Annotated in this window: 19 protein-coding genes; 7 read left to right on the top strand and 12 right to left on the bottom strand. The window is 47.6% G+C overall.

Going from position 1 to position 20,883, the window contains the following annotated elements:
- The 4 genes from OXN25_18315 to OXN25_18300 form a co-directional block, all read right to left on the bottom strand.
- Window positions 1–1,053 (bottom strand): Gfo/Idh/MocA family oxidoreductase, encoded by a 1,053-nt coding sequence (locus OXN25_18315; protein MDE0426810.1) that lies wholly within the window; start codon window positions 1,051–1,053, stop codon window positions 1–3.
- A 4-nt stretch (window positions 1,054–1,057) separates the two neighbouring features.
- Entirely contained in the window at window positions 1,058–1,555 is a 498-nt protein-coding gene (locus tag OXN25_18310) for a type II toxin-antitoxin system VapC family toxin (GenBank protein ID MDE0426809.1), read from the bottom strand.
- Between the two features lie 2 nt (window positions 1,556–1,557).
- Complete coding sequence (locus OXN25_18305; GenBank protein MDE0426808.1) at window positions 1,558–1,899, bottom strand: hypothetical protein; 342 nt, start codon at window positions 1,897–1,899, stop codon at window positions 1,558–1,560.
- Window positions 1,900–2,120: 221 nt separating this feature from the next.
- Window positions 2,121–3,749 carry a hypothetical protein gene (locus OXN25_18300; protein MDE0426807.1) on the bottom strand — a complete coding sequence of 543 codons (1,629 nt, stop codon included), beginning with the start codon at window positions 3,747–3,749 and terminating at the stop codon, window positions 2,121–2,123.
- 323 nt (window positions 3,750–4,072) lie between these two features.
- On the opposite strand from OXN25_18300, the gene OXN25_18295 reads away from it, so the two are divergent.
- Window positions 4,073–5,959, top strand: coding sequence for a hypothetical protein (locus OXN25_18295; protein ID MDE0426806.1), 1,887 nt, complete (start codon window positions 4,073–4,075; stop codon window positions 5,957–5,959).
- Between the two features lie 301 nt (window positions 5,960–6,260).
- Here OXN25_18295 and OXN25_18290 read toward each other — a convergent pair whose 3' ends face one another.
- From OXN25_18290 to OXN25_18255, 8 genes are all read right to left on the bottom strand, one after another.
- The gene (locus tag OXN25_18290; protein ID MDE0426805.1) at window positions 6,261–6,428 is read right to left on the bottom strand and encodes an SUMF1/EgtB/PvdO family nonheme iron enzyme; all 168 of its coding nucleotides are present in this window, start codon (window positions 6,426–6,428) and stop codon (window positions 6,261–6,263) included.
- Window positions 6,429–6,562: 134 nt separating this feature from the next.
- Window positions 6,563–7,621 (bottom strand): reverse transcriptase/maturase family protein, encoded by a 1,059-nt coding sequence (locus tag OXN25_18285; GenBank protein MDE0426804.1) that lies wholly within the window; start codon window positions 7,619–7,621, stop codon window positions 6,563–6,565.
- Complete coding sequence (gene avd, locus OXN25_18280; GenBank protein ID MDE0426803.1) at window positions 7,618–7,965, bottom strand: diversity-generating retroelement protein Avd; 348 nt, start codon at window positions 7,963–7,965, stop codon at window positions 7,618–7,620. The genes OXN25_18285 and avd overlap by 4 nt, the downstream gene beginning before the upstream one ends.
- A gap of 112 nt (window positions 7,966–8,077) precedes the next feature.
- Window positions 8,078–9,640, bottom strand: a complete 1,563-nt coding sequence (locus tag OXN25_18275) for an SUMF1/EgtB/PvdO family nonheme iron enzyme (GenBank protein MDE0426802.1) — start codon at window positions 9,638–9,640, stop codon at window positions 8,078–8,080.
- 27 nt (window positions 9,641–9,667) lie between these two features.
- Window positions 9,668–12,052, bottom strand: a complete 2,385-nt coding sequence (locus tag OXN25_18270) for a C39 family peptidase (GenBank protein MDE0426801.1) — start codon at window positions 12,050–12,052, stop codon at window positions 9,668–9,670.
- 127 nt (window positions 12,053–12,179) lie between these two features.
- Window positions 12,180–12,788 carry a T9SS type A sorting domain-containing protein gene (locus tag OXN25_18265; protein ID MDE0426800.1) on the bottom strand — a complete coding sequence of 203 codons (609 nt, stop codon included), beginning with the start codon at window positions 12,786–12,788 and terminating at the stop codon, window positions 12,180–12,182.
- Between the two features lie 70 nt (window positions 12,789–12,858).
- Complete coding sequence (locus tag OXN25_18260; GenBank protein ID MDE0426799.1) at window positions 12,859–13,215, bottom strand: hypothetical protein; 357 nt, start codon at window positions 13,213–13,215, stop codon at window positions 12,859–12,861.
- 80 nt (window positions 13,216–13,295) lie between these two features.
- The gene (locus tag OXN25_18255) at window positions 13,296–13,814 is read right to left on the bottom strand and encodes a hypothetical protein (GenBank protein ID MDE0426798.1); all 519 of its coding nucleotides are present in this window, start codon (window positions 13,812–13,814) and stop codon (window positions 13,296–13,298) included.
- Window positions 13,815–14,796: 982 nt separating this feature from the next.
- Between OXN25_18255 and OXN25_18250 the strand changes: the two genes are divergently transcribed.
- From OXN25_18250 to OXN25_18225, 6 genes are all read left to right on the top strand, one after another.
- A complete protein-coding gene (locus OXN25_18250) occupies window positions 14,797–15,465 on the top strand; it encodes an endonuclease III (GenBank protein MDE0426797.1) in 669 nt (222 codons plus the stop codon).
- Window positions 15,466–15,494: 29 nt separating this feature from the next.
- Window positions 15,495–17,603, top strand: coding sequence for a hypothetical protein (locus OXN25_18245; GenBank protein ID MDE0426796.1), 2,109 nt, complete (start codon window positions 15,495–15,497; stop codon window positions 17,601–17,603).
- A 77-nt stretch (window positions 17,604–17,680) separates the two neighbouring features.
- Entirely contained in the window at window positions 17,681–18,877 is a 1,197-nt protein-coding gene (gene sat / locus OXN25_18240; GenBank protein MDE0426795.1) for a sulfate adenylyltransferase, read from the top strand.
- A 235-nt stretch (window positions 18,878–19,112) separates the two neighbouring features.
- Entirely contained in the window at window positions 19,113–19,697 is a 585-nt protein-coding gene (locus OXN25_18235) for a Uma2 family endonuclease (GenBank protein ID MDE0426794.1), read from the top strand.
- Between the two features lie 55 nt (window positions 19,698–19,752).
- Window positions 19,753–20,070 (top strand): transposase, encoded by a 318-nt coding sequence (locus OXN25_18230; GenBank protein MDE0426793.1) that lies wholly within the window; start codon window positions 19,753–19,755, stop codon window positions 20,068–20,070.
- Between the two features lie 32 nt (window positions 20,071–20,102).
- Window positions 20,103–20,774 carry an IS3 family transposase gene (locus tag OXN25_18225; protein ID MDE0426792.1) on the top strand — a complete coding sequence of 224 codons (672 nt, stop codon included), beginning with the start codon at window positions 20,103–20,105 and terminating at the stop codon, window positions 20,772–20,774.
- The last annotated feature ends 109 nt before the right edge of the window (window positions 20,775–20,883 follow it).

Raw genomic sequence — 20,883 nt, 5'->3', positions numbered from 1 at the left:
TTAGAGTGGGAACCTGACGCGCCGTCCTTCTTGTGCGGAGCGATACGCCCCCAAAATCATCTCCACTGATACGCGTCCATCCTCTACTGTGACATCAGGTTCAGTATCGTTCTTCAGACAATCAATAAACGGACGCGGTACCCCAGCAATCCGTTCCCCGTGCCCATCTGGAATTGGAATCCCCAAATCTCTCCATGTCGGTTCCTCGCGTGTATACAACTTTAGCGCGACAGCATCTTCGGGACGCGGTATGTTACATGACGGCGCGTCGCCATAGTTCTGGATGACCACGCCTTCATCGCCGTAAATCTCAGTTGTATTCTCACCTGCAAGCGTTACAGACGTATTCAGTAGAATCGCCATCTCGCCACCGGCGAATCGATAGACAGCCAATCCTGTATCGTCGGGTGCGACATCCGTCAAAATGTTATCAATCTCAGCAATAACGCTTGTCGGCTTACCGAGCATCCAGTGGATAAAATCGGTGGCGTGTGAGGCATCGTCCATGAACATCCCCATGTTCTTCTCTGAGTCGATGTGCCAACGACTGAGTCCTGTCACGAAGGCTTCGCTAAACAGAGCATTGATACAGTGTCGGCGGCGTAGCACTCCGATTTTTCCTAACACGCCGCTATCAATCAACTTTTTCATGGCGATATTTGCTGGGTCGCGGCGCATCTGGTAGCCCATCATAAATTTAACGCCGGTTTTCTCGACTATCGCCGCAATCCGATCACAATCTTCCAGCGTGAGTGCCATGGGTTTCTGGCAAAGGATATGCTTTCCTTCTGAAGCCGCTGCTTCCACCATCTCTGCGTGTCGATTCGTTTCACATGTCACGATAACGGCGTGAATATCGGGGTGGTTGATAACATCTTCAAGATGCGGTGTGTAATTCATACCGTACTGCGTCGCGGCGTTTTCTCCGCGTTCCGTGTTATCGTCCCAGCATGCGATGAGTTCAACGTCGTCAAAGGACTGCATCTGGTTGCAGTAGGCGTTGGCGTGTCCGTGTGCGAAACTAACTATACCGATACCAATCTTTGTTTTCATTCTGTTAATTTATCCAATCTGCGAGTGTCTGTTGGGCATCAAGTTCAGGATTGAAGACTTGCAATCCTTCGCTGCGAGCAGCTCTGAGAAGTCTTTGATCTGAGGCGACAAGTACTAAGGTATCCGTTGTATTACGAAGTTCGGCTGCAGTGTCCAACGCGGAGCGTAAGACTATTGCATCAACGCTATTGAGTGAGTGGGTCTCGATTAAAGCCATTGAGTCCCAGACAAGTGAGTCTGGGACTGAGATTTTTCTGAAGTTGGATTGAGCATCAACGATTTCCGATTTTAAATAGGTTGTAGATTCAGCAAACTGGCTAACCGAAATGCGCCCATCATTTTTCTTTCGGACACAAATCCAAAAGACCTCCATCACGCCAATTGTCAAACACCGTAAGCGTTCCAAAGAGACGTTCGAAAAAAGAAAATCAATCTTATCACTACCAGTTTCTTCAATATATCGTTTTGCGAGCGCGCTCGCGTCAAAATAAAAATAGTACACGGTTATTTCTCTCGTTCTGCGATAATTGCCTTGCTAAACTCGTTGTCCTCCGGTCGGATACCACTCTCGACTATACTCTTGCGAACTTCCTTGAGAGGTCGCGGTTTAAAATCAGGTGGATAACCCATCCCTTCCAATATTTTTTCAATTGCTTTCGCCCCCAGATTATCATCTTGTTCGTCCTTCTGGACATTAGTGGCATTTATGGGAGCAGTTTCACAATTCTTTGGTGCATCTGGCACCAATGCTTCAACAATCCAAGAGAGCTGCTCATTTACATGTCCAATCATCTTTTCCAGACGATCTAAACGTTGAACAATATCTTCAAGTGTCGCATTTTCCATTGTAAGACTCCTCTATTTTTCTCATGTTATACCAATTCTAATTGATAATTCCTCTTAAAAGGTTGACTATTTTTCAGCGATGCTCGGTGCGGTTAGAAACCGCACCTACCGGGTGTGGTGTGAGTGGGTTCGGTTAATGCGAGATAAACTTTTAGAAATGGTATTATAAGCATACCACAAAAGTTGTAGGATGTCACGTCAATATACCTAAACCGAGTAAATCACTTCTCCAAAACAATGCGAATCTCTGCATCTACACTACTCTCACTAAAATCTATCTCAGCAGTAATCGGACCAAGGGATTCTAATGGAAAGAGGTTCTCAGTGATGCGTTGCGTCAGTGTTGCATCCAATTGCTGTCCTGAAAGCGAGAGAAGTACGGTTGCTAAGGGTAGGAGGCGTTTCAACTCTGGTACGAACAACTCGGGTTGAATGAACGCCTGCGCACCTCTCGCATCTGCTGAGAATGAAATATCGGTCGAGATAGAGGCATTTCCGGTAGTCGTATCAATCACAGACTTTAACCCTGTCAGCGTCGTACTCAAGAGAAAATAATCGTCAACAATTGCGTAGCCACCCGTGACCGCCAACAGAAAATTGAGACGGAGTTGGACGGGCTGGACTGCTACGCCGTTGTAATCCTGTATTTCGAGGAATTCAAGCGGTTTGCCTGCAACAGAGATACCCCCTTGCTTCACAATCTCTAAAATCGCTTTTAGTGCGTCGGGAGCCTTGGCATGTGCGAGTAAGACTAATGAAGGCATTACCGATACTTCATTAGACTCAGGGGCAACGAATAGAGCCGTTAGGTCTGTTCCTAAAATTGGGGAAAGATCAACACCGTCGAGAAGTGCTGTCGTCAGCCCCGGAACAGGTAGTGAAGTAACGAAAGCGGTTCGTTCAGGAAAAGTGTCGAACGGTTTGTTATCATCCGTAGATGGAAAGTCAGTACCGAGCGTTCTTGTCTGCCTACGGAGACGATGCTGTGAAACAATCATACCATCCTCGTACCGATTGCTGAATGTCCAGAACCCCGTATCCCTAAAAAGTCCATAAATTTGTTTAACAAGCGCGTGAGAATCTACACTATCCAAAGCAGACGTGAGTTGTTGGACATCTACGTATCCGGTGTTTTTGTCCTGACGATAATCTTGCTGAATCTTGTCTCCCATTGGGTGTTCAGTGGTAAACCTTTGGGGGCTCTGTGCCGCTTTTGGATCTGAAGCATCGACATAGAGATCAATCGTCTCGGCTAAGAGCAGGGGATCAAGGGTTAAAATACCAATTTTTCCGATGAAGGTATAACTAAAATCACGGGGATAGCCTATAATGGTATTTATAGTGAATTGGCGATACTCAGTCTGAATGCGTTCGTATTTTGGGTTGATTGCGTCCGTGGCAGTAATCGCCTCAATGCTGAGTTTTTCCGCCCCACCAACTTTTGTGATAAGCAGAAACGTATACTCACCTTCACGCTGATAAATGGCAAGAATGGCTTCTTCTCCGAAATAGCCAGTGATTGTCTTAAGGTCAAGCTTGCCTCCCATTTCGTATTCCCATAGTTGCTTCTGATAGACGAGTTGTTTCCACCACTGTTGTTGCTCTATTTCAGTGAGGATCGGCATTTTGGCGGACTGTTTTCCGAATTCACTTCGATTAAAGGTTTCTACCAAGCCTTTCAATTCCTTGAGGGTGAGGTAGCAGATTGGAGATTGCGGTAGCAAGGTAATTAGGTGTTGTTCCGGTTCCCACAAGGCAGCCCGTTGATAGATAAGGGATAGCACAATGATAACTCCAATGAGAACGATTAACGTGAAAAGAATGATTTCTTTTGGTTTGCTCAGGCGCATTTGTTTTGAGCCCCTCGTCAAACAGACGGATTCTTGTTTCTGTTGTGCCTTCATTTTTTCCAATCATCATTGATTATACCACATCCCTTTTGCGTAAACAATCGAAATGATTATTATACCAATTCTAATTGATAATTCCTCTTAAAAGGTTGGCTATTTTTCAGCACTGCTCGGTGCGGTTAGAAACCGCACCTACTGGGTGTGACGTGAGTGGGTTCGGTTAATGCGAGATAAACTTTTAGAAATGGTATTAGTTGTCAGTAAAATTTGTTGCCAACAGACGAAAAATGATGTAGAATATTAGCGTTATTTATTGAAAGAAGGTGAACACCGTTCCTACCCAAACGCTCAGAATTCGACCATTCACTATTTTTCTCATCTGCGTGTTAGTGCCTATCAACTGTTGGTGGGTAACTGTCTCTATCATGCGCGGCGGCGGGAGTCCGACGCAGGTGTCACTTTTCTACAATGCCGTTATCACCATCTTAATCTTGTTAGGCATTGGTGTGCTTTTGCGTCGGCTGCATCACGTCCTCATGCTGAACCGTGCCGAATTGCTTGTCATCTATACCTGTATTTCAGTGGGAGCAGGACTCGCAGGCGTTGATAGGTTCCTTGTCCTCATGCCTCTGATTGGGCATGCACATTGGTTTGCAACACCAGAGAACGACTGGGCAAACCTGTTTCATTTGCATATCCCGCAATGGCTAACTGTCAGTCAACGGCACGCGTTGGAGGGGTATTACACCGGATTTGAAAGTATCTACGAATCTCGCTACTTAATGGCGTGGTTGCCTGCTATCTTCTGGTGGACGCTTTTTTTGGTCGCCGTTCACCTCGTGATGCTCTGCTTGAGCCTAATTTTTCGGAAGCAGTGGGTCGAATCAGAACGCCTCAGTTACCCAATTATCCAACTACCTTTTGAGATGACAACGCGGACCCGCAGATTTTTCAGTTCGCCGTGGATGTGGCTTGGGCTTTCGATCGGTGTCATCATTGACATTATCAACGGGTTGAACTTCCTGTTTCCGGTCGTTCCGAGCCTCGGTGGAAAGTTGTATGATTTGCGGCGGATTTTTACAGAACGTCCATGGAACGGGATAGGTTGGAGTCCGATGGGTGTTTTTCCATTCGGTGTGGGGCTTTCGTTTTTTATACCGCTGGACCTCTCCTTCTCCTGCTGGGCATTCTGGTTAATCTGGCGAGCGGAACGTCTGTTAGGTGTCATTGCAGGGTGGCGCGGGTTGCCACGTTTCCCCTATGAAGCCGAACAATCGCACGGCGCGTATTTAGGGCTGTGTGTCGTCGCCATCTGGATGAGTCGCCGCTACTTAAAAGGGGTCGCACAGCAGCTCATATCTCCCAAAAAAGACGAACCCGTTTCATATCGATTGGCTGTTATCGGATTCCTTATTGGGATAGGATTCATCGTCGGTTTCTGCCTGAAGATGGGGATGAGTTTCTGGATCATCATCGTCTATTTCGCCATCTGGTTCGCTATTGCGATAGCGATTACACGATTGCGTGCCGAACTCGGCTCACCCGTCCACGACTTACACTTCATTGGACCCGATGAGATGTTGCCACGATTGTTGGGTATCCGCAGGCTTGGCGCGGTGAACTTAACGGGGTTTGCTTACCTTTATTGCCTGAACCGCGCCCACCGTTCACACGCCATGCCGCACCAACTTGAAGGTTTTAAATTAGCCGAGGGTGCTAATATCCCGATACGGCGGTTCGCGGCACTCATGATGCTGGCTTCGGCGTTAGGTGCGATTGGGTCATTTTGGGCGTATCTATCCATGTACTATGCGGAGGGCGGTGTCGCCGGATTCGGTAGAGAATCTTTTAACCGATTAGAGACATGGCTCACCTACACAGCACCGCCAGATGTGCCAGCCATCAGTTTTGCGACATTCGGGTTCGGGCTGACGCTGCTGCTCGCAGCGATGCGGATGCGGTTCCTCTGGTGGAACTTACACCCCGTCGGCTATGCGATCTCCGGTAGTTGGGCAATTAACCCGATGATTGGTTCTATTTTTGTGGGATGGCTGCTCAAGTGGCTCGTGTTAAAATATGGCGGTATCCGCTTACATCGGAAGGCAGTTCCATTTTTCCTTGGAATTGTGCTGGGTGAGTTTGTGATTGGTGCGTTCTGGAGTTTGTTAGCGATTGCCCTCGATCAACCGATGTATCGCTTTCTGTTTTAACATGAGTTTGATAAAGGAACGGATTTAGTCTATTCCCAGACTAAATCCAGCGTTGATTCAGAAAAACCCCAGCAAAAACACCTACAAAAATTTATTTTCAAGTTCACGTTAATCAATACCTAATGCCAAAATATTTACACACCCGTCGCAAAAAAAGGCGTGATAACTTTCGGCAAAAACGCCTACCAACCATCACGCCTCGGATTGTATCTTCGGCTGATTTCATAGAAACCAACACAGGTGCCACACCGTGGACTTTTTGATGCACGCTCGACACGACTCACCTACCTCGGAGACGTGCCTACTCTGGCAACCTCATAATAAGGCTTTCTGTAAAAGTCTTCGCACAACGAAAACCGTTGTTGTTCGTGTTCGTTGGCGTATTGTTGTTGCGAAAGGCGACCCGCACGAGGCGGACTGAAGGGGACCAGGAACCACCACGCAGGACGCGGGAACCTCGGCGTGACACCTCGTGAACACCTCGGCGAGAAACGCCGAAAAGCGACACGCTTTAGATAGGGCTTTTGTAGCATAGACTGTTAGTCTGTGCCTACATAAGACGTAAATTCTCACTGTGAGGTAAGTCTGTGCTATAGAATACGCTTATGAACGGCGAAAAACAGTTTCCGAAAAAATAGCTCGACGCAAGCCATACGTATCTGCATGCTTGATATGACCAAGCCAACTTTGCACAGAGTGATTTACATCTGCCCATGTAATTTTATCTGCTTCATAGTCTTGAACTAATCGGCGCAACCGCCGGCGGGCACGCCTGACAGAAGACGCACGCAGCCGACGATGTGTTGGAAAGATCCTATACCCTAAAAAATCAGTACCATCTTTGACAGGGGAAACTTGACACTTGTGAGGGTGTAATTTGAGGCGCAACTGGGTCAAGTAGGTATCCATCTCTGCTTTCACCTGATGGAGTCGCGCTTTGTCGTTTTCAAGCACGACGAAGTCGTCGACATAGCGGATATAGTAACGGCATTTCAAATCTTCTTTGACGGAATGATCGAACCCGTTAAGATAGATGTTCGCAAAAAACTGGCTCGTCAAGTTGCCGATCGGGATGCCGCGCTGCCGATTCAACGATGTGAGCAGGTCATCGCCTTGAAAGTATTCACGAACGTATTCCTGTGGATTGCTACTCTCAACGATCAGGGCCATCAACCACAGCACACCTGCATCCCGAATCTTTCGACGGAACTGCGTTTTCAGGATGTCATGGTCGATAGAGGGAAAATACTTTTTGATGTCGCACTTCAGCACATAGGCGTTCTTGCGGCTGAACGCTGTGAACCGATGCACTGCCTTGTGTGTCCCTTTGCCTTTCCGACACGCGTAGGAGTCATAGATGAACGTCCGTTCAAAAATCGGTTCAACGACGTTGCACAGGGCATGATGGACGACCCGATCGCGGTAAGGCGCGGCACTGATCTTCCGGAGTTTCGGCTCATAGACATAAAACTCGTGGTAGGCCCCGGGACGATATGTCTGCGTTTGCAACTCTGTCTGCAAGCGGTACACCTCCTTCTCCAGATGAAAGTTGAACCGAGCAACATCTGTCTGAAACCGTTTGCTCCGCTGTGCTTTCCGTGCCGCACTGAGAAGGTTCTCAAACGAACAGATTCGTTGAAAAAGCCGGTTGTAGGTTTTCATGAAGCAGCCCCTTGGCTCTTTATCCATCCGCCGACGAGTTTACCGACTTCGTTTATCTCATTAGAGATGTAGGCATACTGTTTTGCGGAGATCAGTTTGAAATCATGGCATAAGCGAATGAGAAACCGAAGTTTCTCCAGTTGCACATTGGCTTTCTGAAGCAAAGGCAAACGCTTGCGCGTATAGGTGGCTTCAATGAGTATCTCCAATGTGTCTAAGCAAAGATTGATAATCCTATCACCGAGGATAAACCTCTGGGAGCGTGGAAACTTCTCGACGCGCCCCATCAACCACATAATCACATCGTAGAGTTTTGGGACGGCTTGAACCGTTGAGGGTGCCATTTTTCAGAGAATGTTAATAAAATATAATTGCCAGTTAAGTGTTTTTTCCAATTTTGGGGCGCGCCCACACCTGCGTAGCAGGTGTGGGTAAAAGGTGTTAAGTCGTTAAGATTTAAGGAGATACAGACTTCACACAACGAAAACCGAAGTGGACGTTCGTCGGCTCGTACCAGTAACGCTTGGAAACCCGTAAGTAGTCGGCTGGGAAGAAATGGGCACCGCCGCGCAGGATACGTTGTGATGTAATATTTGTATAGTTATCCAATATCTCCTGAATACTGTTCGCTCCCGACACCGGATTTCGCGTAGCAGATTTCCGATAAAATCCGAGATCCACCTCATCTAAACACCATTCATACGCATTCCCCGCCATATCAAACAGACCATAACCGTTCGCAGGATAGGAACCCACTGGAGTCGTCTCCCCGTGAGTGCCGACATTATTACCGAAGTTTGCCTTGCTCGAATCTATCGTATTTCCCCAGGGATATTTCTGACCTGACAAACCTCCGCGCGCAGCTTTCTCCCACTCCGCCTCCGTCGGTAAACGTTTCCCTGCCCATGCAGCATAAGCCATCGCACCATACCAAGTTCCTGCGTTTACAGGATGATCCTCATAACCTGCCTGCACTTGAAACTTACCCTCTACATACTTAATTCTTCCGAAATCATTTATCCCTATATCATTTATCCACGGTAAACTTTTCCTGGGCCCCGAAACCCAAGTGGACCAAGAAAACCCCATCGCTACCCATTCCCACTGAAGTAGCGGTTCTTGATCATTCTTTGCATTCAGAAACACCGTATATTCTGCATTCGTTACTTCATGCGTATCCATATAGAAAGCATCAATATAGACCTTATGAATAGGCATTTCATTCCAATACGCTTCGCTGCCCATCTCAAACTCACCCGCAGGGATCAGCACCATACCTTCTGGCGGAGAAATATTGATCACAGGTGCCCGTATCGCATCAGATATAAACCGGGTATCATTAACCGCATCAAATACCAACTGGATATCATCAGTCGTCACGGTGCCATCTCCATCTACATCGGCAGCGTTCTCATCACCGCTCTGACCCAGATGAGATCCTACCTCCGCTAAATCCAAGATATCCACCATGCCATCTCTATTGACATCTACAGGCGACCCCCTATCAGGCATCGGCACACCTTCGCCGCTCACGGACACCCAACTCGAATCCACCTGCACCTCCGAACCATTTACATACGGCATGAAACCGTCTTTACGCCGCAGTGTACTGATCGATCGACTCGTGTACGTCAGTTGATCCCGCAGGACTGAACCGTTCAGACGTGGATTCACGATCACAAACCCTTTGCTCGGATGCACCCAAAAACGGAACGTCTCAGCACCAGCAGTCGGTTTGATGGGCTGTCCATCTTGCCAGACTTGGAAGTAAATCTGATTGTCTTTCCACGCTTGAAAGGCCCGTTGCTTCCCCGGATCAATACGGTAATACCCACGCGTGCGATATCCGGACGGTAGATTGTCGCTTGCACTTCGCCACGTAGAATAGACCACATAAACGGGCGTTGAGGATTGGTTGATAACGGTATTCTGCTTCCATTCTGCAGATACCGTTTGGGCAATCGTGAAAGCAATCAGAAAAAAGAGGAAAAATGTGAGGATTGATACTGTTTTTCGCATGCTTGTCTCCTTTGTTTTTCTTAGTCTCTACTTCACGATGAGCATCTTTCGCGTGGCCTGGAAATCACCTGCCGTGAGGGTGTAGAAGTAAACACCGCTTGCCACATACTCACCGACATCGTTCCGACCATCCCAATACGCAGCACGAGACCTGCTTCGATACACCCCTGCCCCCTGATGTCCGAGCGACAGAGTTCTCACCAGTTGCCCGTCCGCGGCGTAGATATCCACCTTCACTTCAGCTGGCACTGCTAACTGATATGGTATCCAGGTTTCAGGATTGAAGGGATTCGGGTAATTGGAAAAGAGCTCGCTCTGAGCCGGCAGGCTCTCTATTGAATTCACAGTGAGATTTACGGAGGGAGCTGCAGCGACATTTGATCGGGGATGACGATAGGATCGAACAAATAGATAGAGTTCTCCACGCTGAGCTTTGCCATGCGTGATCTTACCCCAAAACGTTACGCTCCGTCCATTCCGACGATGTCCATCAACCCTTGATACATGTATCCCGCCAGGATTCTGTAAAGATGAAGGCTCCACGTATGACCCAACGTAGTGGTGAAAGTCTGCCAAAAATTCAAGGGGACGTTCCCATTTTTTTGTGCCAGCCCAACCCCAATTCACCTCACTAGGACCCACCACGTGAGCGTACTGTAGTTCAGACCAATTCGGCCGGAAATGGTATTGAGGTGGACTATCTGGGACAATATAATTGTTTTCACCTATCACTAAGTCCACTTGACTCAGAAACCAATCCTCTACATTGTTGACCCCATACTCAGAGGGGAGCCCAGGTTCCTTTAATGACCAACCTTTCAGTAAGTCGGTGCTGCTTATCCATCTAAAGAATCCATTCGGATCCGCTACGAGAAAGTCATTTCCGCGATTGTAGCCAACAACGACGACGTAATGCATACCCGCTTGAAATCGAAGCAAGATCATGGGGGGGCGGTTCTGTCTGACATAGCTTTTCAGATGGTCAAGTGTGCCCCTATTGTACCACTCTGAAGGCACACCTAACTTGTCTAAAGCCTGTTCAGCTTCATCCGGCCAGGTTCCCGGATAAACAGTATGAATGCCCCCCGCCTTCCATATATCAGATTGCGTTGCTTTTTTGCCATAGTAATGTAGGAGCATTTCAACACTGGCGGTGCCGCAGGTATTGAATGCGCCCTGTCTCAGCAGGAGGAACTCATTATCTCCATTGTACCAGAATGAAAGATCCGTAAGCCCTTTTACGTCAAGCATACGGTTTTTCTGTATTTTCAGACCGTCTATCAACGTCGCAGAATCTAACTTGCGTTTCGATATATCTAATGCACTCTCTCCTTGTTTTCGTTTATAAATAAAGATACTATGTTGATCCCTAATAGCTAGAGTTCCGTTCGGACTGAAGGCAACATCGAAAAAAGAAGGGGTCACACCCGAACCTTTCCTGATAACATCAACAAGTTTGCCAGACGATACATGCCATACGAATACGCCATCGCCGTCAGAGGTCGTAGCGGCATCCCAATCATTAGAGGCAGCGGCGAGGTATCGCCGCTCTCGCGTGAATGCAAGAGAATGAATCTCGTGGGACGCACCACGGAGGGTACGAACGTGACCTTTAGGTTCAAAATTCCATATTTCTACATCACCATTTTTGTGTCCACTCGCGATATACTGGGCTTCATAGGCGAGCGCTCTAACGCCTGAGTTCCTATGTGTATAAGAATGTTTTCTCCACGCGTTTGTAGACGTAGTCCATCTTCGCCACCTATACTCGTACACTTTCTCACCCCAATCTATGAAGAAGAATGGATATGGCCCTTTCCAAGTCATGGCTAAGGCATCTACAGTATAAGCTGAGAAATTCAGATCTACGTCCCGACGTCCAAAATTGAGGTTCCAACCCCGTAAAATTGCTGCATCGCCCGTGTTCCGGTTATGACTCTTAGCAGCGATAAAATAAGAACCGCCTTCATCGAATGCTATTGCGTCTATTATATCCTTTCCAGTAGTAAAAGTGATAGTCCACCGACCGTCACCGTTATTTAGTCTACTTGATATACCGCGGACTCCTTTACCCGTCCAATACAGATCCACACGATTATGACTAGCAACGGCTACAACATTAGGGTTGTCATCTGGTATATCAATGAGGTGTGCTGTCGATGGAACTTCCGTCACTTGATAGGGGCTACTACCGTGTAAATTCGTATCCCATGCCATTAGGTAGATTGGACCAAAACCTTTTTTCTGCAGATAGTAAAGTCTCTCTTTGGCAAAAGCAAGTCCCTGGCCATTTGCATGTACAATCGGCGAGAATACTTCACTATCAAGCACCCAATCTTGCGCGTTTGCTAAAAATAAAAACATATTGACGAACAACAAAACGAACATTGTAATAAAAAATGTTTTTTTCATTTCTATCTGCCTACCTTTTTTATTTTTTTTGAAAGCTGCAAACTATTAGCCTTGTTTGATACTGCCCCAAGTGGTGGTGACCTTATCATTAGCCGCTACACCAAACTTTCCAAGCACGCCGTGAAAATTACTTCACGATGAGCATCTTACGCGTGGCTCGGAAATCGCCCGCGGTTAAGGTGTAGAAATACACACCGCTCGCGACGCGTTCAGCGATGTCGTTTCTGCCGTCCCAATATGCTGCTCGCGCCCGGCTCTGATAGACCCCCGCTTCTTGATGCCCGAGTGCCAACGTCCGAACGAGTTTACCGTCTGCCGCATAGATGGCGACAGAAACATCGGCAGCCGTTTCGAGGTGATACGGGATCCAGGTCTCAGGGTTGAACGGGTTCGGATAGTTCGGCAGTAATGCGGGTTGCGTCGGGGTCATCCTATTCAGCAACCGTTCGAGGTTCGCAATCGCCTCTGTGAACATCAGAGACCCGTCGTGTTCAGCACGCAGGAGCGTCAGCCAGTCGTGAACTTGTTCTGGCGATACACCCGTGCGGGGTTCAGGTTCGCCAACTTCCAGGGGTGCCAGGTCAGGTCCCGTGATGAGGCGTGGATCGAACCGATCGGTTGTGTCCGTGAAGTCGGGTGTCAGTTGTGCTGTGCTGAGGGTATGGAGACCGAAGCCTACGCCACCGATTGCCAGCAAAAGGATCGTGAGTTTGGTCAGGGTTAATACGTGTTTCATGTCTAAAGTCTCCTTTGCTACCCCCATCCGTCCGCTTGCGGGGCCAGAGGGGTATTCGTCTTTCTATGAACTAACCGCCTAACCCGCCGGCACCGGTTGCCTCAGCATCGGGTGCTTCATTCGGGTCTACAGGCGTGTCGTCTGGATCGGCAGGTGCCGTGGGTTCGTCGAGGCCGCCGCCGACCTCCGCATCAGGTGGTGGGGTTGTCGGTGTATCGGGGCCGCCAACTGGCTCCTCCTCAGGGGGAGATGTTGTCGGTTCATCGGCGCGTTCTGTTCTCCCGGGATCGATGGATGTCGGTTGGATGACATCGTCCACTATCTCCGTTGTTTCGGGGCAACCGAGGAATGTGATACAGCAGAGCAGTACCACCACCATCGGGAAAGTAGTTAAAGCCGCCCTATAGGGAGATTGCTTGTTATTCATTCGCAGTTCCTTAATATAGTTGTGATGTCCAGGGGACATCAGTTGAGATTATAGGGGTCTGAATCAGGATTATAGGATTTTCAGGATCTTTCGTCTCCAGAGGATAGCCATTTGCCGATCCTCCGCAGGATCAAAAACGCGAAAATACCCCACGCGATCAGTTGTAAAATCCGCTCCAAAATTCCATCAGGAGCGATTAAGACTTCCAACATCCAGTCTATTATTCCCTTAATTACTTTTAGTATTTTGACTATCGTTTCATCTATATCCGCTAATTGTTTTAGGAGATCAATTATCCATGATATTACATCACCAAGCCATCCGAATAGATGGATACCGCTAACAATAGGATTCACCAATTGACCACAGACTGCCACTCTATGAAATATTAAGCTGCCGTAAAACCGCTCTTTAATCAACTTGATGAGAGTATCGTCTGCCATAAAGACAGCATTCGGATAGAATTCAAGTTTGAACGTCCCGTTGTAGATTATGGTAACTGTGCCTGGTTCTCCAAGTGTTAAGTTGCAGCTAACGGCGAGCGCGCAGCTACTTAAAATCAGTAAAAACAAAAGGGATATTGTGATTTTGGATAACATGTTCTAAACCTTAGCAATTCCATCTTGCAGCAGGCGTGATATAGGATCGCGGCCGCCTTGCTACTGAATTGCGGATTGCACAAATGACAGGAATTCTTTAAATTTCCATTATCCGATTATTCTGGCGGTTCCCCACCAAATATAACCAGAATAGGATATATCGCGAATTTACTGACACGAGAAACTTTTCCCAAGATGGTGCGCTTAGGAGTTTCACGCTGACAGATAGGACATTTATAGAACTTAAATTGCCAATCACCTTCTAACTGATTCATGTCAATTTTGTGTTTACAGTACTTACAACGAATTTTCTTCATGACGAAACTCTCCATATAATTCATAAATCATACACAGATTGTCTGATAGATTCTATTAAGGCATTTAACACGGAAAATAGACACAAGAAGAACTTCAATGCAACATAAAAATAGCCCGCGACGTGCAATGCACGCGCAGGCGCGAAAAAAAACCGCGACAGCACATAAGGCTGACACGGCAGTGTGAAACAGTATATGAACTAAATTACTTAACGAGCAATAAGTGAACGGGGGGGGGTGATTTGTCTTCGGTGAATTAAAGGCGCGTGACACCGCAAACGCCGCAACAGAACGTCGTACACGCAACGGATTCGGCACACAGTCTACATATTCTATGATGCGCATATCTGGACGTTTGCCTTGCATACAGGTCACCTCTACCGGACAGGACTTACGCAAATTGAATGAATTTACGTCATCCTAACCCCCTAAATCCTCTTATCAGAGTGACTTTAAGAGGAGAAGCATAAGTCTTATCGGATTTTTGGACTCAGAAAAACGCGTATTCGGAACTTTACGATATTATCCGATTAACAACGAATCATACAAAAAACGCGATTTTTTGTCAATATTTTTTTCAAAAAAACCCGAACCAGTAAAATGGCGTTGCTATTTTTTCTGTTTGTGGTATACTATTAAAAACGCAATGCCGTAGGAAGAAACGAGTGGAATTACAGCAGAAAGCAGCATTTATATCAGATACACTGGAAAGGTTACTCGGTGTCCCGACTCGCGACGGCGCGGGAGAGGTCTTAGAATGCCTCATCTTAACGATCCTGTCACAAAACACGACCGATGTCAACCGAGATAGAGGATATACCGAACTGAAAGACCGATTTCCAACGTGGGAAGATGTCTTGCAGGCAGATGTTAAGGCGATAGAGGTAGCCATAAGACTTGCCGGATTGGGCAATCAGAAGAGTAAGACCATCAAAAACTTCCTCTCGTGGCTCAAAGCAGAACACGGTGAACTCTCACTGGAGTTTATCCACGATATGGAAACTGAGGCAGCATTAGAACTCCTGTGTCAACACAAAGGTATCGGTATCAAAACCGCCTCTGTCACGCTCTCTTTCGCGTGTGGTAGGGAGGTCTTTCCTGTTGATACGCACATCCTACGGATTTCTAAACGTCTCGGATTAATTCCGTCGAATTGTAGTGCGGAAAAGGCGCATCAGGTGTTGCTCCCAATAGTGCCGGCGGGCAAAGCGTATCCGTTCCACATGAACCTGATTTACTTCGGCAGACAAATCTGTGATGCCCGAAAGCCGTTGTGTGAACGGTGTCCATTGACGCACCACTGCCTCTACTATAAAGATAACCGACAAACTTAGGTAGCACTTCCCAGTATCGGAGAGAAAATATGTTTAATTGGCGAAATTTGTCATGGAAACATATATTTGTGGTGTTGTTGGTTCTACATATCCTACCGCTTTGGATCTTTGCGTATTTCCCCTCTCAAGACGGCGCGAGCCATATCTATAACGGCCTGGTGCTAAAAGAATATGGCAAACACGAAAACTATACACTGCGGGATGCATGGGAGTTGAATATCACGGTCTTCCCGAACTGGCTGTCTCACATTATGCTGGCAGCATTCCTCTACATATTCCCGCCTGTCATCTCGGAAAAGGTTTTTCTAACGATTGCGATTGGCATGGTCCCGTTCGCTTTCTTCTACTTCCTCAATGCCGTCAATAGAGGTCAGAAGGGTCAGTATGTGTATGCTTGGCTCGGTTTCCCATTTGCTTATAACTATCTCCTCTATATGGGATTTTACAACTTCCAACTGAGCATCTCGTTTTTCTTCTTTAGCTTCGGGTTCTGGTGGAAACACAAAGACGACATGCAGGTAAAATACTTGGTTTGGCTCTATGTGTTACTACTGTTGACCTATCTATCACATATTGCTTCTTATGGACTGGTTGTGTTGGGTATCTCTGTGGCAGGAAGTTGTTTGTGGGGTGCACCAGCGATAACTGCAGCGTGGCGAACGCGCGGTGAAGGTTTTACTGCACTCCTTCAAAAGTTTGTCGTGAGTCTCAAACCCGTATTTCGCTTCTTTCTTTATATGGTGCCGATGTATTTTGTGCTGGTAGACTATTACCTACAGAGCGTAAAGCAGCACCAACAGGGTAATCACCGCGGGGCGGAATGGGTCTGGGAATACTTTTTGGGAATCAAGTCGATCGTCTATTTTACTGACTGGCATCTTCCGGTGCACTATTGTGTCCTCGGTGTGTTAGGTATAGCACTACTTGTCTCTATCGGTTATCGAATTCAACGTAAACAATGGGTGAAACAGACCGATGTCTTTTTGTTAATTGCGATTTTGTTTACGTATATGTTCGTCAGGGCACCGTGGAGTTATGGACCCGGGGGTTGGATTAACGACAGGATTCACCTCTACATTCTGCTGCTGATGGCAGCGTGGTTCATTCCAGATATGGGCAGAACGTTTCGACATGCTATCGCGGCTTGTCTTATCGTTTTCAGTTTAGTCCACTTCGGTAGGACTGCCTATGACCATGCCCGCATCGCGCCAGAAATTTCAGAACTGGTATCGGGAACACACCTTATCGAACCCCACACAACGTACCTGATTGAGAGTGCGGATTGGCACAAATCTGAGGCGTTGGGTAGGGTTGAATATGTCACACCTTATGCTCACCACATGGCACTCTACGGCGTATATACAAAGGATGTAGCGCATCTGGAAAACTACGAAGCCGCATTTAATTATTTTCCCATAAACCGTAACGACGAGAACGCGCCAGATGATTATATCGACGCGTGGTATCTGAAAGCACCCGCAGACTATGTTCTCGCGTGGTATCCACCGGATACCCCTGAATTTCGGGCACAGACGGCAGATCATGAAGTTATTTACGAAACGAAACATCTTCAACTCTATAGAAAGAAACGCGCTCCGGGACCGATGCTGGATTTATGGGATAGGACTGAAACGGGGAACTTGATAATCCGTTTTGATATGCAACACCACAATAGCAGACCCCATGAAACTGCTCCCAACCACCACGCCATCGGACCCAACACTGAATATGAAAGCGGCAAATTCGGGTGGCGGACGCGCCCACCTTATGAGGCTTATCGAGACGGCAGACGACAGGAACCGGTTTCGCACGATGCCGTTTGGAGTCAAAGGGACGCGGCGTTCAAACTTGATTTACCGAATGGTACCTATCGTGTGACCAACACATTCATGGCGGCAATAAACGCGACGCATACAATCAATCTGTTAGCAAATGGGACACCTGTAATCAAAGACTTGGTTGTAACAGATGGCGACGCAGCACTACACCACACCTACACCGTGGAAGTCACGGACGGATACCTCACCCAAGTCATTTTCACACCGAAAGATCGGGTGCGCCATGAAGATGAATGGAATAGGAGAAACCATTTTTGGATTTGGAACGGCAGTACTATTGAACAAGTACAACCAAAATGACGGATAATTTAAGCAAATCCGTGTATTTGCTGGCGAGGTTTCCAACCTCGCCGACAGAAAAAAGGAGAATTGATTGAATGATTAAACCACATGGAGCCGAAACCTTAACACCCCTTTACGTTTCGGATGATGCAGCACGCGCCGAACTGACGAAAAAAGCGGAACAACTCCCGTCTGTCTTGCTCTCTTCAGGTGCTGCTGCATCCGCTGTTATGTTAGCATCAGGCTACTTCACACCGCTGACGGGCTACATGAACATCGCTGAAGCAATAAGCGTCGCCACAGACATGAAACTGCCGAGCGGACTTTTCTGGCCCGTTCCGATCATGAACATTGTTCCGTCAGAACAACTTACGGATGCAGTGAAGAACGCAGACAGAATTGCTTTACGTGATCCGAACGTTGAAGGCAATCCACCGCTCGCAGTCATGAAGGTTTCGGCAATCGAGACACTCTCGGCAGAACAGAAACAACTTCTCATCGAAAAGACCTTTGGAACAACTGACCCAGAACACCCTGGTGTTCCTGCTTTCGCGGATGTCGGTGACAACGTTCTCTCCGGTCCAATCGAAGTCCTGAACTACTCCTATTTCCGAGAAGATTTCCCGGACACCTTCCGCACAGCCGTCGAGATTCGTGAAGACATCGCTGCGCGCGGCTGGAACACCGTCGTCGCTTTCCAGACGCGAAATCCGATGCACCGTGCCCATGAGGGACTCTGCAAAATCGCACAAGAGGCAGTTAATGCCGATGGTATTCTAATTCATATGCTTCTCGGTAAGCTAAAGCCTGGGGACATTCCTGCTGCTGTTCGTGATGCTTGCATCCGGACGATGGTGGAACACTATTTCCCCGAAAATACCGTCTCTATCACGGGTTACGGGTTCGACATGCTCTATGCTGGGCCGAGAGAGGCACTCCTCCATGCCGTCTTCCGTCAGAATTGCGGTGCGTCGCACTTCATCGTCGGACGGGACCATGCTGGTGCCGGCGACTACTACGGCGCGTTTGACGCACAAGAAATTTTCGATACGATTCCTGAAGGTGCTTTGGAGATCGGAATTTTCCGCGGCGATTTCACTGTATGGAGCAAAAAGCGCAATGCAATCGTCATGATGCGCGACTACCCTGACGATGCGGACGATTATTTCGAGATCTCTGGGACAAAATTGCGTGAGATGCTCGCCGCTGGCGAACCGCTCCCACCAGAAATTTCACGCCCCGAAGTCGCGGAGATCCTGATGGAATACTATCAAACTGATGCAAATGCGTAAATAACGCGAGTTTGATAAAGGTAGGATGTCAGGTTTCGCTGCCACTATTTAGGTAGAAAACGCCTTGAAAAACGACATATTTGTCCAAATTCTAAGGTTTTCCGTGTATATTTACCGCTCTACCCGACCTACAGGTTTATTTTCAAACTCACATTAAATAATTTGTGTGAAGGCGGGTGTTCTCTATCGTCCCGCCTTTCGTTCAAATAAAAACACTCGTAAAGGGGGCAGTCAGATGGCAACGACAGCAGCACCGACGCACTTAACTCCTGAAACATACCTCGAATTGGAACGGAAGGCGATAACAAAAAGCGAATATGTGAACGGAGAGATAATAGCAATGGCGGGTGCCAGTTTCGCACACAATTTCATCACGTTAGATACAACGATCTCTCTTAGCCGCCAACTGATGGATAGCGATTGTGAAGTCGCCGCTACAGGTGATCTACGCGTGAAAGCTGCCCAGACAGAATCCTACTTTTACCCAGATATTGTGGTTGTTTGCGGAGAACCAGAGGCTGAGGATAATACCTTTGACACACTCCTCAATCCGACACTCATTGTAGAGGTGCTTTCGACCTCCACGGAAACGTATGACAGAGACGAGAAATTCGCCCACTATCGCCAGATCGATACCCTGCAGGAATACATTCTGATTTCACAAGACAGCGTGCAGGTGGTGCAGTATCGTCGCCAAACACCTGAATGGGTGGCAACAGAATTTCGGACACTTGAAGATGTCGTGAGGCTTAGCTCTATAGCGTGTGAACTACCGTTACGGCACATCTACAGACGCGTCAAATTTGATGGCGACGCTTAAGAAATCTTCAAATATTACAGCACCACATTCGCTTGCGGAGAAAGGATAGATAGAGATGAGTACTTTCAATATTGATAGACTGTACTGCCACCGGAAATTTAGACCACTCTCTAATATAAGATTGTGCTACAATGACAATCTATTTGAAAGGAGCCTTCCGATGGCGAAACGAAGAAGATTCACTGCTAAGTTTAAAGCAGAAGTTGTGCTTGAGGCTCTCAGTGGTGAAAGTTCACAAGCCCAACTGTGTCGACGTCATAACCTCAGCGAAAACCAGGTCTCAACATGGAAGCGCCAACTTCTTGAAAATGTTGAAACCTTCTTTGAGTCGGAAACCGATAAGCAGTCCAGCGAGCCGAAATACAGCGATTAGCTACGGCGTATCCGACATACGGGTATAGACGTATCACGAAGTTGCTGGCGACCGAAGGACACACCGTTGGGTATAAACGTGTGGCTCGGTTGATGAAAGAAGAGAATCTCTGGGTCTCGGTGAAACGAGTCTGTCAAACCACGAGATCCCTTGAAGGTTCACACCCCTGGGTCAATAGAATGCAGACCCTTGAGATCTCTCGACAGGATCACGTCTGGGTAGGCGATATCACCTACGTCCGCCTCAAGGGACGCTTCATCTATGTCGCTCTGCTCATCGATGTCTTCACACGTATGATAAGAGGGTGGCATCTGAGCCAACAGTTGACGCAATCTCTGACATTGAAACCCTTGGAGGCAGCCTTACACCAAAGTGTACCAGAGATCCACCATTCCGATCAAGGCGTGCAGTATCTTTCAAATGCGTATCTCTCGAGGCTCAAAGAGCACGGTATTGAGATTTCGGTAGCTCGCAGCGGGTGTCCTTGGGAGAACGGATACGCCGAAAGGGTGATCCGCACCCTCAAGGAAGAAGAAGTTCACCTCAATGATTACGAAGATATTACCGAGGCTCGAGAACGCATCGGGCAGTTTATCACACAGGTGTATCACCAGAAACGCCCACATGCGGCGTTAGTGTACTGCCTACGGTTTTTTAGGCCACTCCCTAAAGGAAGATTGTGCTATAATGACGATCTCAATTGAAAGGAGTATCCAATGGCGAAACGAAGAAGATTCACCCCTGAGTTTAAAGCAGAACTTGTTCTTGAAGTCCTCAGCGGTGCGACTTCCCAAGCAGAAGTGTGTCGACGAC

The organism is Candidatus Poribacteria bacterium (genome assembly GCA_028820845.1).
Classification (GTDB): domain Bacteria; phylum Poribacteria; class WGA-4E; order WGA-4E; family WGA-3G; genus WGA-3G.
This window is presented reverse-complemented; position numbering and strand designations above follow the sequence as displayed.